The sequence below is a fragment of the Faecalicatena contorta genome (genome assembly GCF_021531895.1).
Lineage (GTDB): Bacteria > Bacillota > Clostridia > Lachnospirales > Lachnospiraceae > JAFBIX01.
Genome location: NZ_JAFBIX010000016.1, coordinates 16,925 through 37,074, shown reverse-complemented (window position 1 = coordinate 37,074; position 20,150 = coordinate 16,925). Strand labels below are relative to the sequence as shown.

Sequence of the window (20,150 nt, the reverse complement as noted above, 5' to 3'; positions counted from 1 at the left end):
TTCTTAATCTCCTGTGTTCGAATTCTTAGTGTCAGGATGTCGGTTATCTTGTGTATTTTTACGCTTTTCTGTTACTTCTGTATAACGGCACCAAACACCGGAATAGAGAATATTGCGTAGGATGTCAACATACAGAAGAATAGGTAATTTTTCAAATTCTCTGGAGCATTCTGCCATCATAAGAGTTAATAGCTTCTTACAATCTTCGGCAAAGTTACAATCAGACTGATAGGAAGAGATGAACGGATTATAGCAGCCGGACTTGATATCCTTTTCTACATCTTCATAAGCATCCATCAGATAGATGAACTTGCCAAGGAAGAAACCAATCTTGCGAAGAGAACCTTCCCATTCATCCTGCCGGACAGCAAAGAGTTCCGCCATAATATCTCCAAAAAGTCCTGACATATGATCAATGTTCTGTTCGTTCTCCTCTTCCAGAAGTGATAACCGTCTTAGATTAGAAGCGATTCTTACTGCTTTTTCCGGATATTTTTTCTGAATCTTTTGCATGTCAGATGCCAACAGATGGGCACCGATAAATCCTTTTTTCTTGCGTTCGTCTTCCCAGTCATCCTTACATTTGTAGTAGGAAAGAATCAGATTGACGGCAGCAGCATACTCGGTAAATTCATTGGTCCTCGCGAGATGCTTTTCCAATGGGTGAGCAATGCAGTTGACGACTTCTTCTTTGGTCTTGGGCTCATAGAGCCCGGTAAGCAGAATAATAAGAAATGTCATGTCGTAAGATAAAGTCACCTGACCTTTTATACCATAGCATTCTTTTAGACATTTGCATAGCCCGCAATAGTAAGAGTGGTAGATATCATAGTCTTTAAATTTCATCTCTGCTTTATTAATTGCAATATATCCGAACATAAGAAATCCTCGTTAACTCTTTTTGATAAATCTAGTGTTGCATTTTGGACAGCGAATCTCGATTCGGCCTTTGCCTCTTGGAACGCGAATTTTCTGTCGGCAGGTAGGGCATTTATAGATATGGTGCGTCTTGCGTTGTAATAACAGATTTTTCTGACGGTAGAAAAAGGTACGAATCTTATAAGACTTGTTCAGATACCATTGGTTTTCGGAAGAACGTTTATAGATATTTCTGGAAAACATACGGAAATACAGATATATGATACCTATCCACGATAAATAAGACAGGATGAGACTATCGGTCCATCCTGCCAGAAGCATCACAATAATACTTATGGCCAGTACAAATTTTCCAAGTGAATCTACGCCATTGCGTCCATACATAAAGCGTATCAGTTTTTCTTTCAAATCAATCAACCTCCTAAATATATATTTATCATACGCGGTACGATAGTAAAGTCAATAAACTGCCGATTAAAAATATATAAAGTTTTTAGACTTGTAAGCCCTATTTGAGTGAGGTTGTGTTATACTGTTGGGGAAATGAATGGAAAATAGGGGGGTGTATCTATGAATGAATTAACCCAGTTGATTAAAGAAGATATGAAACCTGCACTTGGTGTTACGGAACCGGGGGCGATTGCTTTTGCAGTTGCATCGGCGAAGTCTTATGTACAGGGAGAAGTGAAGCGTGTTCATGTGGCATTGAATTCTGGAATGTATAAGAACGCATATACTTGTGGAATTCCTAATTCTAATAGATATGGCAATCTATATGCAGCAGCGTTAGGAGCTGTGGCAGCCGATGCGAAGAAAGGACTGGAATCGCTGGCGGATATCACACCGAAGGATGACGAGGCAGCTGCACAGATGGTAGCTGATGGCAAGGTCACGGTAGTGTTGGATCACATTGGTTCAGAGATTACCATTGATGCTACGGTAGAGACGGCGAAGGATTGCTGTACAGTTTACATCAAGGACAGCCACACGCATATTGTGCGGATCGAGAAGAATGGTGAGGTTATCTGCCTGGCAGAAGATACACAAGACGAGAATGATATAGTGAAAGAAAATGTACCAATGATTCATCAGTATTCATTAGAAGAGATTCTGGAATATATTCGTCAGGTGCCACAGGAAGAGATAGCTTTTATCCAAGAGGCATTTGCAATGAATCTGGAACTCCTGGAAGAAGGGATGCAGTCAGAACGAACTACGATTACACGACAGCTTCTGCGGGAAAATGGCAATCAAAAGATATCAACGGATGTACTTAAGACGGCGCAGCTTCTGTGTAACGGGGCTATTGAAGCCCGCGTGCTCGGACTTAGCCGGCCGGCCATGAGTATTACCGGAAGCGGTGCCCATGGAATTATTGCAACGATGCCGCTCTATGCTTATAAGGAGGTCTGCGGTCTGACCGAAGATGTCCTGCTTAGGGCGACGGCACTTAGTTATCTGATTACCATGTATATCAAAGAGTATTCTGGAAAATTGTCTGCGTTCTGTGGCTGTGGAATTGCGGCGGGAACGGGTATGGCCTGTGGACTTGCGTATATGCAGGGAGGAGATGAAGCGGTAATTACACGAGTGATCCAGAATATGGCGAGTGGACTTACCGGTATGATCTGTGATGGTGGTAATCATGGATGTGCCATGAAGGGAGTCGTTGCAGTAGATGCCGCATTTCGGGCTGTCTCTATGGCACTGCGGGGAGTATGTATTGAAAATATTCATGGCATCAATGGGAAGACACCTGAAGATACGATGCGCCATATGGGAATGATCGCATCCCCAGGAATGGTGCAGACGGAGAAGACTATTGTAGAGATTATGGAGCAAAAGTAATGAGTAGGAAGAAGTATCACAGAGGAAGAAAAAAGAGAAAGAAAAAAGGAAGCATTCTTTCCAATATTGTGCTGGTAATCGCTATTGCTGTGTTCTGTGTGTCCGCATTCCAGCTGTTCAAGATTGGCAAGGGATATTATGATGGCAGAAGTGAGTATGATAAGATCAGAGACTTGGCAGTTGAGACGGGAAAAGGAGAGGATGAACAAGAGGGATTCAAAGTGAATTTTGATGAACTGCTTGCAATCAATCCAGATACCATAGGATGGATACGTTTTTCACCGGAGCCTTCCCAGATCAGTTATCCCATCGTACAGGGAGATGATAACAGCACGTATTTGAAGAAAACATTTTCTGCAAATGAGAATACCCTGGGCGCTATCTTTCTGAATGTAGATAATCAGGCGGATTTTTCGGACAGAAACTCGATCATCTATGGACATCGTATGAAGGATGGCTCAATGTTCCGACATCTGCAGGACTATGAAGAAAAGTCATTCTGGGAGGCGAATCCCTATTTTTACATCTATACACCGGATGGAAGAGAGATCACATATCACATCTATTCTGTTGGTGTGGTAGAAGATACATCGGATACTTATCTGACAGTATTTCATACGGATGAGGAGTATCAGACATTCCTTACTATGACAAAGGAAGTGGCAGCATATGATACGGGAGTTGAAGTGACGACAGAAGATACGATCGTGACATTGTCAACCTGCACCAGTGCCAGTGACAATCATCGATTCGTGGTTCGTGGAGTAAAAGAAGAGGAGAAATCAGTAGAATGATGAATGACAGATATATATATGAAGTTGGAGATATTGTTACGATGAAAAAGCAGCATCCATGTGGCAGTAAAGAGTGGGAGATCCTCCGGGTAGGAGCAGATTTTCGACTGAAATGTATGGGATGTGGGCATCAGATTATGATTGCGCGAAAATTAGTAGAAAAAAATACAAAAGATTTGAAGAAAAAGGCTTGAAACAAGCACTGGAATATGGTATCATTGTAAACCGTGATACAATAAAACTGCCGACTGAAAGCGGCAGAAATCCTTGCTCCCACATAAGTTGAGCGGGGGCCAAAAGACCAGAAGGAGGTGCAAGACGACATGAACAAATATGAATTAGCTGTTGTTGTCAGTGCAAAAATCGAAGATGACGAGAGAGCACAGGTTATCGAAAAAGTAAAAGCATTAGTTGAACGTTTCGGTGGTCAGATCTCAGACGTCGATGAATGGGGTAAGAAGAGATTAGCTTACGAAATTCAGAAGATGAAAGAAGCATACTACTATTTCATCCACTTCGAATCTGATGCTACAACTCCAGGCGAAATCGAACAGAGAATTCGCATCATGGATAACGTTATCAGATATTTATGCGTTAGACAGGAAGCATAAGCAGGAAGTAGAGGTAATTATATGAATAAAGTAATTTTGATGGGACGCTTGACAAGAGATCCTGAAGTGAGATATTCACAGGGAGAGAATCCTTTAGCAATCGCAAGATATACACTGGCTGTTGATCGTAGATTCAGACGTGATGGAGAGGCGACCGCTGATTTCATCAATTGTGTTGCATTTGGAAGACAGGCAGAACATGCTGAGAGATATTACCGTCAGGGATTACGTGTTACGATCTGTGGACGTATTCAGACCGGAAGTTATACCAATAAAGATGGCGTGAAAGTCTACACAACAGAGGTTGTAGTAGAAGAGCAGGAATTTGCAGAGAGCAAGGCTGCAAGCGATGCGAATATCGGAAGTTTTCGTTCGGCTCCCACACCGGCACCAGCACCAGCATCTGATGCAGGCGACGGCTTCATGAATATTCCAGATGGAATAGACGAAGAATTACCGTTTAACTAGGCATTGAACACTTAGTGAAGCGAAGCTGAACTTAGTGAGAAAGCCGTTCTTTTTCTTTGGCGAGGTTCTGCCGAACCTGGGAAGAAGAACTTCATTAACCGAATGAAAGGAGAGTTTAACATGGCTTACGATAAAGGAAATCGTCCAGAAGGCGGCTTCAAGAGAAGAGGCGGCGGACGTAGAAGAAAAAAAGTTTGTGTATTCTGTGGAAAAGAGAATAACGAGATCGATTACAAGGATGTAGCAAAATTAAGAAAGTACATCTCTGAAAGAGGAAAAATTCTTCCAAGAAGAATTACAGGAAACTGCGCAAAGCACCAGAGAGCTCTTACTGTAGCAATCAAGAGAGCACGTCACATCGCTTTGATGCCATACGTACAGGACTAATTTTGTTAGTGTAATTGTATAATATGATAATAAGCCTTCAAGTACTGAAATATAGTATTTGAAGGCTTTTTTGTTGGAGAATTTTTATTTGTTATAATTTTTGAATGCAGGAATCTCGATGACTTTGCCGCCCTCCATTGCGGATTGGTGGGCGCAGATTCCAAGGCCGGTCCAATATGCGCCCAGGATATCATCTACGATTGGCTTGTGGTCTTCGATAATGGATCTGACGAATTCGTGAACCATATGTGGGTGGGAACCGCCATGCCCTCCGCCCTGTTTGAAAGAGAGGTGCATATTCTCATCATTATATATAGTTTCAGCCGTGAAACCAGCAATCTCTTTCGGAAGTCGATATCCATAATCTGGTACCTTAATCCGCTGCTCGATGATCTCGCTGCCGCGGTTGAATCTTTCAGGATCGGAATCCAGATCAATCATATCTTGCTGTAATTCACCGGTCCGGCTAAAGAGTACCGGATCTTCATTGGCCGTTTGCTGCCATTCGAAGCTCTTGTTCTCGCCATATACACGAAAGCATTCAGAATAGCTTCTGGCAACACCATATAAAAAGCGTTCCAGTTCAATCGTCACATCGCTGTCTTCCAGAGATACCATTGCGGATTCAAATGCAAACGGACATCCGTATCGTTCTTTCAGGATGTTTCTGACTCTGCCGGAACCTTTGGCATATACATGACTTGGATATTTTCTCAAAAGCATCAGGCACGGGCCGATGGCATGGGTCGGGTGCATAAGCGGCGGATATCCTTCCCAGTAGGATGGCCAGCCTTCCATGTCCTGATAATGTGCACAGCTCATATACTGGATTTTCCCCAACTCTCCCTTTTGGTACATATCCTGCACATAGAAGAATTCTCTTCCAAAGACGGTAGTCTCCAAGAACATATACTTTTTTCCGGATTTTTTTCTGGCTTCAATAACTGCATATAATTCATCCAGAGACATCCCCATTGGAATGGTACATCCGCAGTGCTTTCCTGCATTCAGAACACGAATGGATAATTCGGCATGTGTAGCGGGCGGTGTAACGATGTGGATGGCATCCACTTCTGGATCATCCAGCATAGGCTGGATATCGGTAAAGCATTCTTCTTCGCAAAAGCCGAATTTTTCCTGTGCAATTTTTAATAACCTTTCGTCTGTATCCGCAATGACGACAGATTCTACATCGGGATGTTTCTTATAGATTGCGACAAATTCCATGCCGAAGCTTACGCCCACGACACCGATTTTTAATTTCTTTTTCATGACGATACTCCTTTTAGATTTTTTTAAATACTTCTGTTATTGTTTTATAATATCTGGCATCTGAGCCGGTGCTTTTTTTGAAAGGCCGCGGCGTCTGGCAAGTTCTTTCTGGACTTCAGGCATCCGCCTGTCTAACTTATAGAATTGCATTAGCACAATAATGGCAAGACATAATGTGATGGGAACCCAGATAAAACTTATCTGAATGCTCCTAAGAGCAGATGCTGTCTGTTTTTGATTGGCAACGTATCCGCCGGCTTTGAGCAGATGCCCAAGAAGGGAACTGCTGGCGCCCATGGCAATATTGGACAGGAAACCGGAGCAGGCAGTGATCATACCTGCGATGCTCTGTCCGCTGGTGTATTCACAGTAATCAATGACATCTGGGCATATAGTGAAAAATGTAGCCTGAATCAGATACATGCCGCATCCTGTTGCCACAAGACCGCACATCAGAATGGGGGTAGTACTTTGAGCAAACCAGATGGTCAGAGTGCCAAGGATATAGATGACGGCACCTGTGATGACAGCGTTGCGTTTCCCGATCTTTCCTGTGATATATGGAAGAAGCAGTAATACGGGCAGGCCGGAGAAAGTACCTAGAATTCCAATTGTCGGAATCAACTCAATCTTCTCCAGATTATAGGTAAAGTAATAGATGACTGAGGTGCTTCGGATATTGAACATGGAGAAGTACAAAAGTCCGAATAAAAACATGACCAGACACTGTGAGTTCAAGGACTGGAAATCCTTCTTCACAGAGGATTTCTTTCCTTTGGCGGCAGGCTGGATCTTTTCTTCTGTGTTTTTAAAAGTAACGAAAAACAGAATGACTGCAATTGTTGCATAGATGGTAATGGTAGACAGATATCCTCGCCCCGGATCATCATTTCCAAAATGTCGGACTAACGGGGTGGTAAATGTTGTGATGATCGTAGCGGCAATCATGGAAAATATCATTCGTGTGGTAACCAGAACGGTGCGCTCTTTCGAATCTGATGTCAGAGTCGGCAGAATCGAAGAGAGAGGGATATTTACGATTGCATAGATAAAGCTTAGGATGACATAGGATACGAATGCATATACAATCTTCCAGTTTCCCTGAAGCGGGGGCGCATAGAAGACGGCAATCGTGATAAGCCCAAGCGGAATGGCGCCAAACAAGAAAAACGGGCGGTTCCGTCCCCATCGTGTGTTGGTGCGGTCCACGATCAGACCTGCCAGAATATCCATAAACCCTTCCGCAATTCTTGTAGCGAACATCATGGTTCCGGCCACAGCGGCACTGATGCCAAATACATCTGTGTAGAATATCATCAGATAAGACGCCACCATTGAGAAGATTAGAGTGCAGGCAAGGTCGGCCACTCCATAACCAATTCTTAATCTCCATTTTCCCATTCTATATACCTCCTGTTATTGAACTGTCATAATGTACATGTCTGACTGATTCTATTGTATCAGACAGGTGATGGAGTGTATTTCCCTATGTTGCTTAAAAGTTGTCAAATTTTGCTTTTAAAAATAAAAAAAGCCTCACAAAATTAACATTTATGGGCTTTTTGGTATTGCTTAGGTGTTATATGGTATATCTTTTTGAAGGATTCGATGAATGATTTTACGTTCGGAAAACCATTGTTAAAGGCGATTTCCGTGATGGTTTGATCGGTATTTAATAATTCATCTCTTGCCTTTTGGACTCGATGAAGAGTCAGGCATTCGTAGAAATTAATTCCGGTGAATTGTTTGAATTTCCTCGAAAAATACGCAGGTGACATATTTACGTGGTGAGCAATCTCTGCAAGTGAGATCTGCCGGGAATAATTTCCTTCAATATATATGATGGATTCTTGTATCTGTTCGATCTTCCTGGCAAGGTCGTAATCCTGATAATAGGAATTGGTTTCCAGACAGTGCTCCAATAAAAGGCTCCCGACCTCCAGAAGTAATGCGTGTATCTTCATCTCAGAATAAGGAATTCTGGACTGGTGCAAGTCGGCGATTTTCAGGATTAGCTCTCGAAGCTTAGGCTTGATCCATTCGCGGTTATCCAGGGAGAATTGATATTGAGGAAAGTCCGGGCAGTATCGAAGAAAGAAGTCGTAATCCCATTGGATCGTGATTAATTTTATAAAACCAGAATCCTCCAGAATATCACCGTAATGAATTTTTTTGCTGTTAATGATATTGATGTCGTTGGGTGATAGAATACTCTGTCTTCCATCTACGATAGAAATAGATGTCCCGGCCTGAACGAGATTCAATTCGATGTCTTTGTGCCAATGAGGAGGTACGCGGGATGTGTCGCCGGCCAGGGTCTGTAGTATAATTTTGGCGGGGAGATTGTCCTGGTGAACAATCTCCTCCATCTTAATGTTTTGAACCATAATGGGATAAACTCCCTTCGTGTGAATTCTTGTTTAACGCCACAGAATCTCACAAGGTTCGAGAGTGATGGTCTCGCAATTGCCCTCTCCATCATAAAACTTTGTAGTCTGTGTCTCGTTTGAATTATTAAGTATAGCATATTTTCCACTTTCTGGGTAGGCATTTACCTCACAATTCAGATTATCTGCATACCATACGTGGAAAGTATCTTCTTTATGAGCGGCATAATACATAGCGCGCATGAGAAGACGTGTGTTTTCGTAACTGTAAGGAAGTCCTGCAATATATACTCCGCGCCCCTTGCCGTAGGTGTTGGCCGCAAGGTGTACCTCATGATTGGAGTATTCGATAATCTCTGTGCGGTCAGACAATGCGTAGATATCATGCTTGCTTTCGCCAAAATCATAATCTGCAGTTCGGTCTTCAATGATGAAGTGATGATCTTGTGCCTGCGTAAAATATTTATCCGTAGACAGGGTGTATCCCAGTTCCTTGTCTACACCGAGAATGTCTGCAAGCTGGAAGTAACGTCCGCCGTGATGTACAGCAGTTGGATCGCCGATTCCGATAAAACCGCCGCCTTCATAGACCCATTTACGAATGGCGGTGACAAGCTTCTCATCCAGCCATTCTTCGCCGCCGGAGAACGCGGTCATAGCATCACCAGCGTTGATGATGACGTCTACGTCGGAAGGAACTCCATTTTCACGAATATCATCAAAGCTTAAGAAAACCACATCTACTGCAGCTCCGCTCAGGGATTCTAATACGCCAAAGTAAGAATAGGTCTGTTTGTACCAGAGAGCGTGGGCTACCATATAAGTCTGCCAGGAACGAAGCTTGCCCCAGGAATTCAGGATAGCAACTTTCAGACCGCAATAAGGCGTCTTGCCCTTGACGTTGTCATAAATCAGACGGAATTCATCGGTAACCTTCTCGATATAATCTACAAATTTCGGGAATTTATATGCCAGGCTTAAGTAACCGCCGTAGCCGATGCGGTCTACCGGATTACGCATCAATGCACGTCTTGCACTGAGCCAGTTGTCGATGGCTTCGATACAAGGGTCATTTCCTTCATAGAAGGTATCCGGGAAGAAATAAGGAAGGAAACGTCCTTCTGTATATTTGACACCTGGAATATCAGAAATCAGACGCAATGTTGCACCACCGCCGACACTTCCTACCACTGCATCCAAACCAATGTCCTCAAAATAAGGACCATAAGGTTCTGTTCCAATCCAGTTGTCACCAAGGAACATCATAGCCTCCCGGCCGGCTTCATGAGTGATGTCTACCAGTTCCTTTGCTTTTCTGGCAACAAAACGCTGGATGAAATCCATATAATCGCGGTAAGCTTTCGTTGGAACGCGGAATGTAGAGTTGTAGTAACCATTGTCCACGATATCTTCCGGTCTTAAAGCATAGCCATATTCCTGTTCGAATTCTTCCAGAGCCTTGATGGATACAGTCGCACCATAGCCGAACCAGTCTACAAACTTTTCCTTAGCCTGTGCGTTAAATACCAATGTAAAGTGATAGAAGAACGTAGTAAATCGCACGACATCGGTGTCCGGGTTGTCGATTAACCACTGCTTCAGATAATCCTTGGCAAAAGCTCCAGAATTGACCTGGCGTACATCAAATGGAATCTCATGCGGCTTATCCCCCCAGTTGTTGGTGATGTGGTTGTACATCTGCGTCGGATCCCAGATGGCATATACGAAAAAGGATACCGTATATTCATGGAATGGAATGGCATTGTTGATGGTGACCAGATCGTTTTTCTCATCAATGGTCCAGCAGTCTACAGGTACAACTTCTCCCGTAGTACGGTCAATGACCTCCCACCATTTCTTAGGATCGTGAATATAATCTGCGATTACTTGTTCGCGATAATAACCGTCCAGAAAATCAATCGTAACAGAAGAATCTGTTGCCAGATTGTGTTTCGACATCAGAAGCATCTGCTGGCATTCATCCATATGTTTTTCTGCAAATTCATTGTGTCCTCTTGCGACAAAATAAGTCGTATAGATCTTAGCATCCAAAGACTTGATCTCATCGTCAAGCTTTGTGCCGTCACTGTCACGGAGTGCATCGGCTCCCCAGCGTTCCAGCATCTCCTTCGTTTCGTTCAAAAAATTAGATTCACTTGGTAAAGTGACCCTTCCCTTTGTTTTAGACATAATACCCTCCTATCGGGGACAGGGTGATTTTAATTTGGGACGGGGGAAAATGAGTTTTCCCCCGTCCCCTCCCCATCCCTGCTGATATAAGATGAGTATATGAAATAACCCTTTAGTTTTCAATAGCACGATTGTTGACTTTTTTTGCACATTCGGGTCTTTGCATTTGCACAATCTTGTTTTCATATTCTTTTTTTGATAGATTAATTTTAGGAGTACAGCGTGTGGTGAGCAACAATATTTTATAAAAGGAGTGGCAAGGATATTGTCTATGGAGGTTAGTGTAATCAGAAATGCCAAGGAACTGGAGCGGGTGGAACCTTTTCGTGTGGAATATCTTCTGTGGGGAACGAAGAAGATTCCTGATACGTACGGATATCTTGGATTTGTGCCAGGGGAAGGCTTTTATCTGAAGATGGTGTGTGAAGAGGCGGATCCGCTTCGTACTTATACGAATGCATTGGATCCTGTGTATCGGGACAGTGCGCTGGAAGCGTTCTTTGAATTTGAAGCGGCTAAGGAAAGAATGGTGCCACCGATTTACTTGAATTTTGAAGTGAATGCGAATGGCGCTTTGCTGGCAGCATACGGAACCAGGCGTACATACCGGACATACTTTGCGAAAGAAGAGATGGATTCTTTCGATTGCAAGGCGCAGATCGATGCGGATAAGTGGAGTATGAGTCTTCGTATTCCGATTGGAATATTGGAGAAGATCTATGGACCATTGGAATTGAAAGTAGGCAGCGAATTTACTTGCAACTTTTATAAGATATCAGAAGCGAAGGAAATGGAACACTATGCTTCGTGTTTTCCGATTCTGTCGGAGATTCCCAGTTTTCATATGCCGGAATTTTTTGGGACGGCAAAGATTGTGGATTCACAAAAAAGATAGGAATTGGGTAATAATTTAAGGGTAGAAATATGTTGAGGAGGAAAAGATTATGCAAATCTACAAAGCAACCGATTACAAGGATATGAGCAGAAAGGCGGCAAACATTATCTCTGCACAGGTAATCATGAAACCAAACTGTGTATTGGGACTGGCAACAGGTTCCACACCGATTGGGACCTACCAGCAGTTAATTGAGTGGTACAAAAAGGGAGATCTGGATTTCTCTGATGTGACAACTGTGAACCTGGACGAATATAAGGGCCTTCCAAGAACGAATGACCAGAGCTATTATTACTTTATGCACCAGAATCTGTTTGATCAGGTCAATATCAATCCTGAGAATACACATCTTCCAAATGGAATGGAGCCAAACAGTGAAAAAGAGTGTGCCAGATATGAGAGCCTGATTCATTCTCTTGGTGGGGTGGATCTTCAGCTTCTTGGACTGGGACATAATGGGCATATCGGATTCAATGAGCCGGGAGAGGCATTTGAGAAGGAGACTCATTGTGTTGATCTTCAGGAGAGAACCATCGAGGCAAACAAGCGCTTCTTTGCTTCTGCAGATGATGTTCCGAAGCAGGCTTATACTATGGGAATCAAAACGATCATGCAGGCAAAGAAGATCCTGGTAATTGTAAGCGGCGAGGATAAGGCAGATATCGTGGCAAAGGCATTCTTTGGACCGGTGACACCGGCTGTTCCGGCATCCATCCTTCAGATGCATAATGATGTGACTTTGGTGGGCGATGAGGCAGCGCTTTCTAAGATTCCGCGGTAGTGTACAGCTGAAATTCTAAAATAATATAGAATAAAAATGAGGACGATGGTGTCCTCATTTTTGTTCTAAAAGTAAATTTCTCTATGGTTCGAAACTTCCGTCGGCCATTGCTTTGATTGAAGAAGCATATTCGGAAGGTGTCATTCCCGTTACTTTTTTGAATTGTCTGGAAAAATAGTGTATCGAAGAATATCCAAGCTGCTCGGAGATCTGTGTAAAGTTCATCCGGTTGGTCCGGATCATTTCCTTGGCAGCATTGACCTTCATGAGAGAAAAATATTCTATGATGCCGAGGTTACAGCGCTCTTTGAAGATCTTCTGAAGCTGGGAACGTCCGATAAGATTGTCCTTGCAGATCTGTTCAATGGTGACCGGTGCGCTGATGTGATTCTCCAGATAATCAACTACACGATTGAAGATCTCGGTGTCGCTCTTCTGCTTGGTGCTCTTAGGAGTCTCGATTCGTGCCGGCCGCTTCCTAAGGACAATCGGGTTAGAATACCTTCGGATCAGGTGAATCAGGAAATGCTCCAGATACAGACAGATGAGTTGTTCTGCCCCGAACATTTCCGGTTCCTTTTGTGGCATATTCTGAAGATAAGGGTCATCCAGACGGCAGTCAAAACAGTGTCTTGCTTCGATAATAATGTCTGCAAGAAGGTTGCGTTCCATCTCATCGATTCGAAGAATCCGCTTTTTAAAGAAACGCATGGCTTCATCATCGCACTGGAAAGAGATGACTACAAGATTAGGCGCAATTGTTCCGGTCGCCTGTACATTGTGGAATTCGTTGGGCTGGTGAAAAGCAACATCTCCCTTCTTTAATATGGTAAATGTCTTGCCTGCAGTTACGCCGACTTCACCTTTGTCAACGCAGATAAATTCCCAGAAGTTATGGGATTCTCCTTCAAAAGAAAAATCGCTCATGTACTCAAAATAGTGAATACTGTATATCTTATTGATTGTGATAGAGTTCTTCAGAACCGTTCCTTTGTAGCCCAAGTGACATTTCCCCCTTTTTGTCAATTTTGCTAATTCTAAAACAACGATTTTGTGTATTCTTAACAATATAATACCCTATTTTTTGTGAAAAATCAAAACAAAAATGCAGATAGTGCAAATTAAGAACAATATAGGATAAAGATATTTGTGCAATGTTGTAATACAATACATACAAGCCAAAAAACAAACTTTATAGGAGGTAAAGTGTATGAAAAAGAAAATTGTAAGCATACTGTTGTGCGTGGCAATGGTAGCAACAATGGCTGTAGGCTGCGGAAGCAAATCAGATAGCGACAGCGGCGACAGCAAAGGTGGAGACAAACTTGTATACTGGTCTATGTGGAGCGAAGATGAACCACAGGCAAAAGTTATCAAAGATGCAATTGCCAAGTATACAGAAGACACTGGTGTTGAAGTTGATGTTCAGTTCAAGGGACGTACCGGACAGCGTGAAGGACTTCAGCCGGCACTGGATGCAAAACAGCAGATCGATGTATTTGATGAGGATGTTAACCGTGTAAATGGTTCTTGGGGAAAATACTTATTAGATTTGGAAGATCTGGCAGCAGATTACGAAGCAGAGCATGGCAATGAGACACTGTTCGCAATCGCACGTAACGCATATGGACAGACACATGATGGAGATGATACCTTACACTCTATCCCATATCAGCCATCAATCTTCGGTTTCTTCTACAACAAGACATTGTTCAACGAAGCTGGAATCGAAGCTACACCAACAACATGGGAAGAACTGGATGCCGCTTGTGCAAAATTAAAAGATGCTGGTATCACACCAATCACTGCTGATGATGCATATATGACATCTTTCATCGGATATCATCTTGCAAGATACATCGGACAGGACGGAGTAAAATCTCTGGTTATGGGCGAAGAAGTGAACGGCGAAGCTGTAACATGGGATGATGATAGAGTTCTTGCAGCAGCAGAAAGCTTTGCTGATTTTGCAGACAAAGGATACTTCTCAGAGAATATCGCAACAAACAAATACCCAGCAGGACAGAATCAGGAATTCGCTCCTGGTGAAGCTGCAATCGTTATCTGCGGATCCTGGCTTCCAAACGAAGCAAAAGCTTCTGTAGCAGAAGATCTTGAGTGGGGATACTTCAACTATCCATCAGTAGAAGGCGGAACAGATGACAATACAGCTAACAACATTGCAAATCAGGTATTCGCTATTAACAAAGATTCTAAGATGGCTGATCAGGCATTTGAACTGATTACATACATCACAACAGGTGATTTCGACAAGAAGATGACAGAAGAAGCTCTGTGTATCCCAACAGATAAGGCTAACAGTGATGCATGGCCGACAGAGCTTGCAGAAGTAAAAGGTGGCTTTGATGCTACAACAACATACTATGACTGGGCAGCTGGTGTTGAGAATAACAACGACCTTACACCTGTACTTCAGGAGAATACTCTGAAACTTGCTGGTGGAGAGATTGATGCAGCTGGATTTGTAAAAGCTATGAAAGAGGCAGCTGGTCAATAATATCTGGTAACTACCTTGCCAGATCAGGCGGGGATTTGAATATGGCGGCAGGGCGGTATACAACGCTGCCGCCATATTTTGTAAAGAAAAAGGAGGCATAATCAATGAAGAAGAATAAGAAAATGATCGTTGGTTTTCTTGCACCTGCAGTCATCATCTTCCTCGTTGTATTTCTGTATCCGATCATGCGTACGATTATGATGAGTCTGTACAAGATTGAATCTGTTACGGATGCTACAGAGTATTGGACGTTTGTAGGATTACAGAATTACCAAAAACTGTTCATGACAGCAATATTTAAAACAGCAATGTTTAACATCTTTAAGATCTGGGCAATCGGAGGAGCACTTGTGTTGGCGGTATCTCTGCTTTTCGCAGTAATCCTTACGAGTGGAATCCACGGAAAGAAGTTCTTCCGAGCTGTGATCTATCTTCCGAACATTGTCAGTGCAGTAGCACTTGCAACCATGTGGATTCAATATGTATACAGTTCTAAATTCGGTCTTTTGAAAACATTCCTGGATGCGATCGGCCTGCATAAACTGGCTGACACACCGTGGCTGGATACCAATCATAAATTCTGGGCATTACTGTTCGCATATTGCTTTGGTATGATTGGATATCATATGTTGATCTGGATGAGTGGAATTGAAAGAATCAGTCCAGATCTGTATGAAGCGGCAACGATTGACGGAGCAAATAAGATTCATCAGTTCCGTTATATGACGGTTCCGTTATTAAAGGGAGTATTTAAAACAAATATTACCATGTGGTCCGTAAGTTCAGCAGCATTCTTCGTATGGTCACAGTTGTTCTCAACGGTTACTGCAGATAAAGCTACTATTGTTCCTGTTCAGTACATGTACATGCATACATTCGGAGCCGGAAATGCGGTAACTGAGCGTAACGCAGGCTATGGCGCAGCAATTGGTATCATCCTTTGCTTATGTGTTGTTATCATATTTACAATCTGTAATAAACTGATCAAAGATGATGATCTGGAATTCTAGAAAGGAGGAGCAATTATGGCGAAAGCAAAAGAAAGAAAAGTAAGAGATAAAATAAATTGGAAAAAAGAATTGAAGCTGGCTCCTGGATATATTATCATCATCTTGTGGATCATCTTTACGTTTATGCTTTTGGGGTGGATTCTGGCAGCAAGCTTGTCTACAACATCTGATATATTTGCAGGTAATGCTTTGAAGTTCCCAACAGGACTGCATTTTGAAAACTATGTGCAGGCGTGGGGCTCTGGTGGTGTTGCAACATTCTTTATGAACTCGTTGTTATATTCCCTGGTATCCTGTGCGCTCTTGATTTTAATCTGTGCGCCGGCAGCATATGTACTGGCAAGATTTACGTTCTTGGGAAATAAAATCATTCAGACGAGTTTTGTATCTGCAATGGGAATCCCGATTACCATGATCGTATTGCCACTGTTTAGTGTAGTAGCCAACCTGGGAATTTTGAATAATGTTGCAGCTAGCAAGGTAACACTGATCTTCCTGTATATCGGAATTAATATCCCATATACTACGATTTTCCTGTTGACATTCTTTGCCAATCTGTCACGTACATATGAAGAGGCAGCGGCAATAGATGGATGTCCTCCGGCAAAGACCTTCTGGAAGATTATGTTCCCGATGGCTCAGTCTGGAATCGTGACCGTGACAATTTTCAACTTTATTAATATCTGGAATGAATACTTCTTGTCATTGATCTTCGCAAATAACGATGCGCTGCGTCCAGTAGCCGTAGGTCTGTACGGAATGCTGCAATCTATGCAGTACACAGGAAACTGGGCAGGTATGTTTGCGGCAGTTATCATAGTATTCCTTCCGACATTTATCTTATATATCTTCTTGTCAGAAAAGATCATCGGTGGTGTTACCGGAGGTATTAAAGGTTAGGCGTTTGATTGTTGAAGCACAAATAAATGATAGAACTTGGAGGGATAACGATGAACAAACCAGTATTAGTCATTATGGCGGCAGGAATGGGAAGCCGCTATGGCGGATTAAAGCAAATTGACCCAGTAGATGAAGAAGGACATATTATCATGGACTTTTCCATGTACGATGCAAAACAGGCAGGATTTGAGAAAGTAATCTTCATTATTAAGAGGGAAAATGAAGCAGACTTTAGAGAAGCGGTGGGGGATCGTATGTCAAAATACATGGAAGTTTCTTATGCATTCCAGGAACTTCAGAATATCCCGGAAGGGTATGAAGTGCCAGAAGGACGTGTGAAGCCGTGGGGAACTGCACACGCTGTACTTAGCTGTATTGATCAGATTGACGGACCATTTGCAGTAATCAATGCAGACGATTATTATGGGCAGGAAGCATTCCGATTGATTTATGATTATCTGGCTACTCATCAGGATGATGACAAATATCGTTATACGATGGTAGGATATCAGCTTGGCAATACTGTGACTGACAATGGGCATGTTGCACGCGGCGTCTGTGATATGAATGAGAACGGAGAACTGGTCGCTATTCACGAAAGAACAAGAATCGAAAAGCGCGAAGGCGGCATTGCATATACAGAAGACGATGGGAAGACATGGACCGAAGTGCCGGCGGATACGACAGTATCTATGAATATGTGGGGATTTACTAAGAGTATATTGAAAGAAATCAAAGATGGATTCCCGGCATTTCTGGAGGAAGGCCTGAAGACTAATCCGATGAAATGTGAATATTTTCTGCCGACAGTCGTAAGTAATCTGCTGGAAGCAGATCAGGCAACGGTAGCAGTGCTGAAGTCAGCAGACAAATGGTATGGCGTTACGTATAAAGAGGATAAACCGGTCGTTGTTGCTGCAATTAAGAAGATGAAAGAAGATGGTCTCTATCCAGAGCATCTGTGGGAGGAAGCATAATGGCTTTGTTGACACAAAAGCAAAAAGATGAAGCAATCGCGAATTTCCAATTTGAGGGAATTTTGATAGAAGAAGGCCCCTATGGAAGTGGACATATCAATGATACATTTCTGCTGAAATTTGAGATAGCGGAGATGGGATGCATCAATGTCATTCTTCAGAGAATGAATAAAGATGTATTTTCGAATCCAGTAGAACTGATGGAAAACATCATGGGAGTCACATCGTATCTTCGTAAGAAGATTATTGAAAATGGAGGGGATCCTGAGCGTGAGACACTGAATGTGATTCCGGCGGTAGATGGAAAACCATATTATCTGGATTCGCAAGGGGATTACTGGCGCTCTTATAAATTTATTACAGATGCTACCAGTTATGACCAGGTAGAAAAACCAGAGCATTTTTATCAGAGTGCTGTAGCATTTGGTAATTTTCAAAGACTTTTGGCAGACTATCCGGCTGAGACACTTCATGAGACGATCAAAGGTTTTCATAATACCAAGGCCAGGTTTGCAGTGTTCAAAAAAGCGGTAGAAGAGGATGTAATGGGAAGAGCATCGCAGGTTCAAAAAGAGATTCAGTTCGTATTGGATCGGGAGAATATTGCGGATTATTTCACAGATCTTCTGGAAAAAGGAGAGCTTCCGCTTCGAGTTACGCATAACGATACAAAATTGAATAACATTATGATTGACAATAAGACGGGAAGAGGAATCTGTGTCATTGACCTGGATACAGTTATGCCGGGGCTGGCAATGAATGATTTTGGGGACTCTATCCGTTTTGGAGCAAGTACCGCAGCAGAAGATGAGCGGGATCTGGATAAAGTATCCTGCAGCATGGAGTTGTTTGATCTGTATGCGAAGGGATTTATCGAAGGCTGTGCGGGAAAACTGACTGCCAGAGAGATTGAACTGATGCCGATGGGCGCAAAGTCTATGACCTTTGAGTGTGGAATGCGTTTTCTTACGGATTATCTTCAGGGGGATAATTATTTTAAGATTCACCGCGAGGGACAGAATCTTGACCGATGCAGGACACAGTTCAAGCTGGTCGAAGATATGGAACAGAAATGGGATACCATGCAGGAAATTGTAAAAAAATATAGTAACTGCTAGGAGGCAAAAGCGATGGCAAAGATATTGATTACAGGCGGAGCGGGATATATTGGAAGTCATACGGCACTGGAACTTCTGAACGAAGGCTATGAGGTCGTGGTTTACGATAATCTCTGCAATTCTTCCAGAGAATCTTTGAGAAGAGTGGAAGAACTGACTGGAAAAGAAATCCGCTTTTATGAAGGTGATGTGCTGGATGCAAAAGCTCTGGAAGAGATGTTCGAAACAGAAAAGGTGGATGCGGTCATCCATTGTGCGGCATTGAAAGCGGTTGGGGAATCCGTCAGAAAGCCGTTGGAATACTACAATAATAATATTACGGGAACTTTGACCTTGATGGAGGTAATGGATAAAGTCGGTGTTAAAAATATTGTGTTTAGTTCATCTGCGACGGTCTATGGAAGTCCAGAGCAGATTCCGATTACAGAAGAATGTCCAAAGGGACAGTGTACCAATCCTTATGGATGGACAAAGTCTATGATGGAACAGATCATGACGGATCTTCAGAAAGCACATCCTGAGTGGAATGTCATCCTGTTACGCTATTTTAACCCGGTAGGTGCACACAAGAGTGGACGAATCGGAGAAGATCCGAAGGGAATACCGAATAACCTGATGCCATATATCTCACAGGTCGCAGTTGGAAAACTGGAAAAATTAGGAGTATTTGGAGATGATTACGATACACCGGACGGAACCGGAGTGCGTGATTATATTCATGTGGTAGATCTTGCAATCGGCCATGTCAAAGCAATCAAGTATATCTTTACGAATCCAGGGCTTGATATTATCAACCTGGGAACCGGAACGGGATACTCTGTATTGGATATGGTGAAGGCATTTGGTAAGGCCTGTGGAAAAGAGATACCGTATGAGATCAAACCAAGAAGAGAAGGCGATATTGCCATGTGTTATGCGGCACCAGATAAAGCGGCAAAAGTTCTGGGATGGAAGGCAGAACGCGGACTGGAAGAGATGTGCGAGGACACCTGGAGATGGCAGTCACAGAATCCAAATGGTTACAACAGTTAGGGAGACTGAGGAAAACAGAAGATAAAAGTGTATAGGGGACAGGTTCTGGAAAGAGCCTGTCCCTAACTAATGTCTTCCTTTTT

General features: G+C 42.8%; 21 protein-coding genes. 14 read left to right on the top strand and 7 right to left on the bottom strand.

What is annotated here, in order from left to right; translation table 11 throughout:
- Positions 1 to 3: 3 nt before the first annotated feature.
- Entirely contained in the window at positions 4 to 879 is an 876-nt protein-coding gene (locus JQM81_RS07810) for a DUF5685 family protein (protein WP_235232957.1), read from the bottom strand.
- A gap of 12 nt (positions 880 to 891) precedes the next feature.
- Positions 892 to 1,287 carry a zinc-ribbon domain-containing protein gene (locus JQM81_RS07805; protein ID WP_235232956.1) on the bottom strand — a complete coding sequence of 132 codons (396 nt, stop codon included), beginning with the start codon at positions 1,285 to 1,287 and terminating at the stop codon, positions 892 to 894.
- Between the two features lie 162 nt (positions 1,288 to 1,449).
- Here JQM81_RS07805 and JQM81_RS07800 point away from each other — a divergent pair, with 162 nt between their 5' ends.
- The 6 genes from JQM81_RS07800 to rpsR all read left to right on the top strand — a co-directional run bounded on the left by JQM81_RS07800 (position 1,450) and on the right by rpsR (position 4,987).
- Complete coding sequence (locus JQM81_RS07800) at positions 1,450 to 2,727, top strand: serine dehydratase subunit alpha family protein (protein ID WP_235232955.1); 1,278 nt, start codon at positions 1,450 to 1,452, stop codon at positions 2,725 to 2,727.
- Positions 2,727 to 3,521, top strand: coding sequence for a class B sortase (srtB, locus tag JQM81_RS07795; protein WP_235232954.1), 795 nt, complete (start codon positions 2,727 to 2,729; stop codon positions 3,519 to 3,521). The genes JQM81_RS07800 and srtB overlap by 1 nt, the downstream gene beginning before the upstream one ends.
- The gene (locus JQM81_RS07790) at positions 3,521 to 3,715 is read left to right on the top strand and encodes a DUF951 domain-containing protein (RefSeq protein WP_235232986.1); all 195 of its coding nucleotides are present in this window, start codon (positions 3,521 to 3,523) and stop codon (positions 3,713 to 3,715) included. The genes srtB and JQM81_RS07790 overlap by 1 nt, the downstream gene beginning before the upstream one ends.
- A gap of 129 nt (positions 3,716 to 3,844) precedes the next feature.
- Positions 3,845 to 4,132, top strand: coding sequence for a 30S ribosomal protein S6 (gene rpsF / locus JQM81_RS07785; protein WP_235232985.1), 288 nt, complete (start codon positions 3,845 to 3,847; stop codon positions 4,130 to 4,132).
- A gap of 21 nt (positions 4,133 to 4,153) precedes the next feature.
- The gene (locus JQM81_RS07780; RefSeq protein WP_235232953.1) at positions 4,154 to 4,600 is read left to right on the top strand and encodes a single-stranded DNA-binding protein; all 447 of its coding nucleotides are present in this window, start codon (positions 4,154 to 4,156) and stop codon (positions 4,598 to 4,600) included.
- A 120-nt stretch (positions 4,601 to 4,720) separates the two neighbouring features.
- Entirely contained in the window at positions 4,721 to 4,987 is a 267-nt protein-coding gene (rpsR, locus tag JQM81_RS07775) for a 30S ribosomal protein S18 (protein WP_101695879.1), read from the top strand.
- An 84-nt stretch (positions 4,988 to 5,071) separates the two neighbouring features.
- Here the strand turns inward: rpsR and JQM81_RS07770 are convergent, their stop codons facing one another.
- The 4 genes from JQM81_RS07770 to gnpA all read right to left on the bottom strand — a co-directional run bounded on the left by JQM81_RS07770 (position 5,072) and on the right by gnpA (position 10,836).
- Positions 5,072 to 6,259, bottom strand: a complete 1,188-nt coding sequence (locus JQM81_RS07770) for a Gfo/Idh/MocA family protein (protein ID WP_235232952.1) — start codon at positions 6,257 to 6,259, stop codon at positions 5,072 to 5,074.
- 36 nt (positions 6,260 to 6,295) lie between these two features.
- Positions 6,296 to 7,660: a glycoside-pentoside-hexuronide (GPH):cation symporter gene (locus JQM81_RS07765; protein ID WP_235232951.1), complete on the bottom strand. Its 1,365-nt coding sequence runs from the start codon at positions 7,658 to 7,660 to the stop codon at positions 6,296 to 6,298.
- A 143-nt stretch (positions 7,661 to 7,803) separates the two neighbouring features.
- Positions 7,804 to 8,646, bottom strand: coding sequence for an AraC family transcriptional regulator (locus JQM81_RS07760; protein WP_235232950.1), 843 nt, complete (start codon positions 8,644 to 8,646; stop codon positions 7,804 to 7,806).
- A gap of 33 nt (positions 8,647 to 8,679) precedes the next feature.
- Complete coding sequence (gnpA, locus tag JQM81_RS07755) at positions 8,680 to 10,836, bottom strand: 1,3-beta-galactosyl-N-acetylhexosamine phosphorylase (RefSeq protein ID WP_235232949.1); 2,157 nt, start codon at positions 10,834 to 10,836, stop codon at positions 8,680 to 8,682.
- 271 nt (positions 10,837 to 11,107) lie between these two features.
- On the opposite strand from gnpA, the gene JQM81_RS07750 reads away from it, so the two are divergent.
- Both JQM81_RS07750 and nagB read left to right on the top strand, forming a co-directional pair.
- On the top strand, positions 11,108 to 11,731 hold the full coding sequence (locus JQM81_RS07750) for a carbohydrate-binding family 9-like protein (RefSeq protein ID WP_235232948.1): 624 nt from the start codon (positions 11,108 to 11,110) through the stop codon (positions 11,729 to 11,731).
- 49 nt (positions 11,732 to 11,780) lie between these two features.
- A complete protein-coding gene (gene nagB, locus JQM81_RS07745) occupies positions 11,781 to 12,512 on the top strand; it encodes a glucosamine-6-phosphate deaminase (RefSeq protein WP_235232947.1) in 732 nt (243 codons plus the stop codon).
- 81 nt (positions 12,513 to 12,593) lie between these two features.
- Here the strand turns inward: nagB and JQM81_RS07740 are convergent, their stop codons facing one another.
- A complete protein-coding gene (locus JQM81_RS07740; RefSeq protein WP_235232946.1) occupies positions 12,594 to 13,514 on the bottom strand; it encodes an AraC family transcriptional regulator in 921 nt (306 codons plus the stop codon).
- Positions 13,515 to 13,722: 208 nt separating this feature from the next.
- Here JQM81_RS07740 and JQM81_RS07735 point away from each other — a divergent pair, with 208 nt between their 5' ends.
- The 6 genes from JQM81_RS07735 to galE all read left to right on the top strand — a co-directional run bounded on the left by JQM81_RS07735 (position 13,723) and on the right by galE (position 20,067).
- Positions 13,723 to 15,030 carry an ABC transporter substrate-binding protein gene (locus JQM81_RS07735; protein WP_235232945.1) on the top strand — a complete coding sequence of 436 codons (1,308 nt, stop codon included), beginning with the start codon at positions 13,723 to 13,725 and terminating at the stop codon, positions 15,028 to 15,030.
- Between the two features lie 104 nt (positions 15,031 to 15,134).
- The gene (locus tag JQM81_RS07730; RefSeq protein WP_235232944.1) at positions 15,135 to 16,040 is read left to right on the top strand and encodes a carbohydrate ABC transporter permease; all 906 of its coding nucleotides are present in this window, start codon (positions 15,135 to 15,137) and stop codon (positions 16,038 to 16,040) included.
- A gap of 15 nt (positions 16,041 to 16,055) precedes the next feature.
- Entirely contained in the window at positions 16,056 to 16,940 is an 885-nt protein-coding gene (locus tag JQM81_RS07725) for a carbohydrate ABC transporter permease (RefSeq protein ID WP_235232943.1), read from the top strand.
- Positions 16,941 to 16,990: 50 nt separating this feature from the next.
- Positions 16,991 to 17,917 (top strand): nucleotidyltransferase family protein, encoded by a 927-nt coding sequence (locus JQM81_RS07720; RefSeq protein WP_235232942.1) that lies wholly within the window; start codon positions 16,991 to 16,993, stop codon positions 17,915 to 17,917.
- On the top strand, positions 17,917 to 19,035 hold the full coding sequence (locus JQM81_RS07715) for a phosphotransferase enzyme family protein (protein ID WP_235232941.1): 1,119 nt from the start codon (positions 17,917 to 17,919) through the stop codon (positions 19,033 to 19,035). The genes JQM81_RS07720 and JQM81_RS07715 overlap by 1 nt, the downstream gene beginning before the upstream one ends.
- A gap of 12 nt (positions 19,036 to 19,047) precedes the next feature.
- A complete protein-coding gene (gene galE / locus JQM81_RS07710) occupies positions 19,048 to 20,067 on the top strand; it encodes a UDP-glucose 4-epimerase GalE (RefSeq protein ID WP_235232940.1) in 1,020 nt (339 codons plus the stop codon).
- The last annotated feature ends 83 nt before the right edge of the window (positions 20,068 to 20,150 follow it).

What these genes read in the sequence shown, in the direction of transcription:
- JQM81_RS07810 (WP_235232957.1), bottom strand. Translation starts at nt 879, where the DNA reads ATGTTCGGATATATTGCAATTAATAAAGCAGAGATGAAATTTAAAGAC.
- JQM81_RS07800 (WP_235232955.1), top strand. Translation starts at nt 1,450, where the DNA reads ATGAATGAATTAACCCAGTTGATTAAAGAAGATATGAAACCTGCACTT.
- srtB (WP_235232954.1), top strand. Translation starts at nt 2,727, where the DNA reads ATGAGTAGGAAGAAGTATCACAGAGGAAGAAAAAAGAGAAAGAAAAAA.
- JQM81_RS07790 (WP_235232986.1), top strand. Translation starts at nt 3,521, where the DNA reads ATGAATGACAGATATATATATGAAGTTGGAGATATTGTTACGATGAAA.
- rpsF (WP_235232985.1), top strand. Translation starts at nt 3,845, where the DNA reads ATGAACAAATATGAATTAGCTGTTGTTGTCAGTGCAAAAATCGAAGAT.
- JQM81_RS07780 (WP_235232953.1), top strand. Translation starts at nt 4,154, where the DNA reads ATGAATAAAGTAATTTTGATGGGACGCTTGACAAGAGATCCTGAAGTG.
- rpsR (WP_101695879.1), top strand. Translation starts at nt 4,721, where the DNA reads ATGGCTTACGATAAAGGAAATCGTCCAGAAGGCGGCTTCAAGAGAAGA.
- JQM81_RS07770 (WP_235232952.1), bottom strand. Translation starts at nt 6,259, where the DNA reads ATGAAAAAGAAATTAAAAATCGGTGTCGTGGGCGTAAGCTTCGGCATG.
- JQM81_RS07765 (WP_235232951.1), bottom strand. Translation starts at nt 7,660, where the DNA reads ATGGGAAAATGGAGATTAAGAATTGGTTATGGAGTGGCCGACCTTGCC.
- JQM81_RS07760 (WP_235232950.1), bottom strand. Translation starts at nt 8,646, where the DNA reads ATGGTTCAAAACATTAAGATGGAGGAGATTGTTCACCAGGACAATCTC.
- gnpA (WP_235232949.1), bottom strand. Translation starts at nt 10,836, where the DNA reads ATGTCTAAAACAAAGGGAAGGGTCACTTTACCAAGTGAATCTAATTTT.
- JQM81_RS07750 (WP_235232948.1), top strand. Translation starts at nt 11,108, where the DNA reads ATGGAGGTTAGTGTAATCAGAAATGCCAAGGAACTGGAGCGGGTGGAA.
- nagB (WP_235232947.1), top strand. Translation starts at nt 11,781, where the DNA reads ATGCAAATCTACAAAGCAACCGATTACAAGGATATGAGCAGAAAGGCG.
- JQM81_RS07735 (WP_235232945.1), top strand. Translation starts at nt 13,723, where the DNA reads ATGAAAAAGAAAATTGTAAGCATACTGTTGTGCGTGGCAATGGTAGCA.
- JQM81_RS07730 (WP_235232944.1), top strand. Translation starts at nt 15,135, where the DNA reads ATGAAGAAGAATAAGAAAATGATCGTTGGTTTTCTTGCACCTGCAGTC.
- JQM81_RS07725 (WP_235232943.1), top strand. Translation starts at nt 16,056, where the DNA reads ATGGCGAAAGCAAAAGAAAGAAAAGTAAGAGATAAAATAAATTGGAAA.
- JQM81_RS07720 (WP_235232942.1), top strand. Translation starts at nt 16,991, where the DNA reads ATGAACAAACCAGTATTAGTCATTATGGCGGCAGGAATGGGAAGCCGC.
- JQM81_RS07715 (WP_235232941.1), top strand. Translation starts at nt 17,917, where the DNA reads ATGGCTTTGTTGACACAAAAGCAAAAAGATGAAGCAATCGCGAATTTC.
- galE (WP_235232940.1), top strand. Translation starts at nt 19,048, where the DNA reads ATGGCAAAGATATTGATTACAGGCGGAGCGGGATATATTGGAAGTCAT.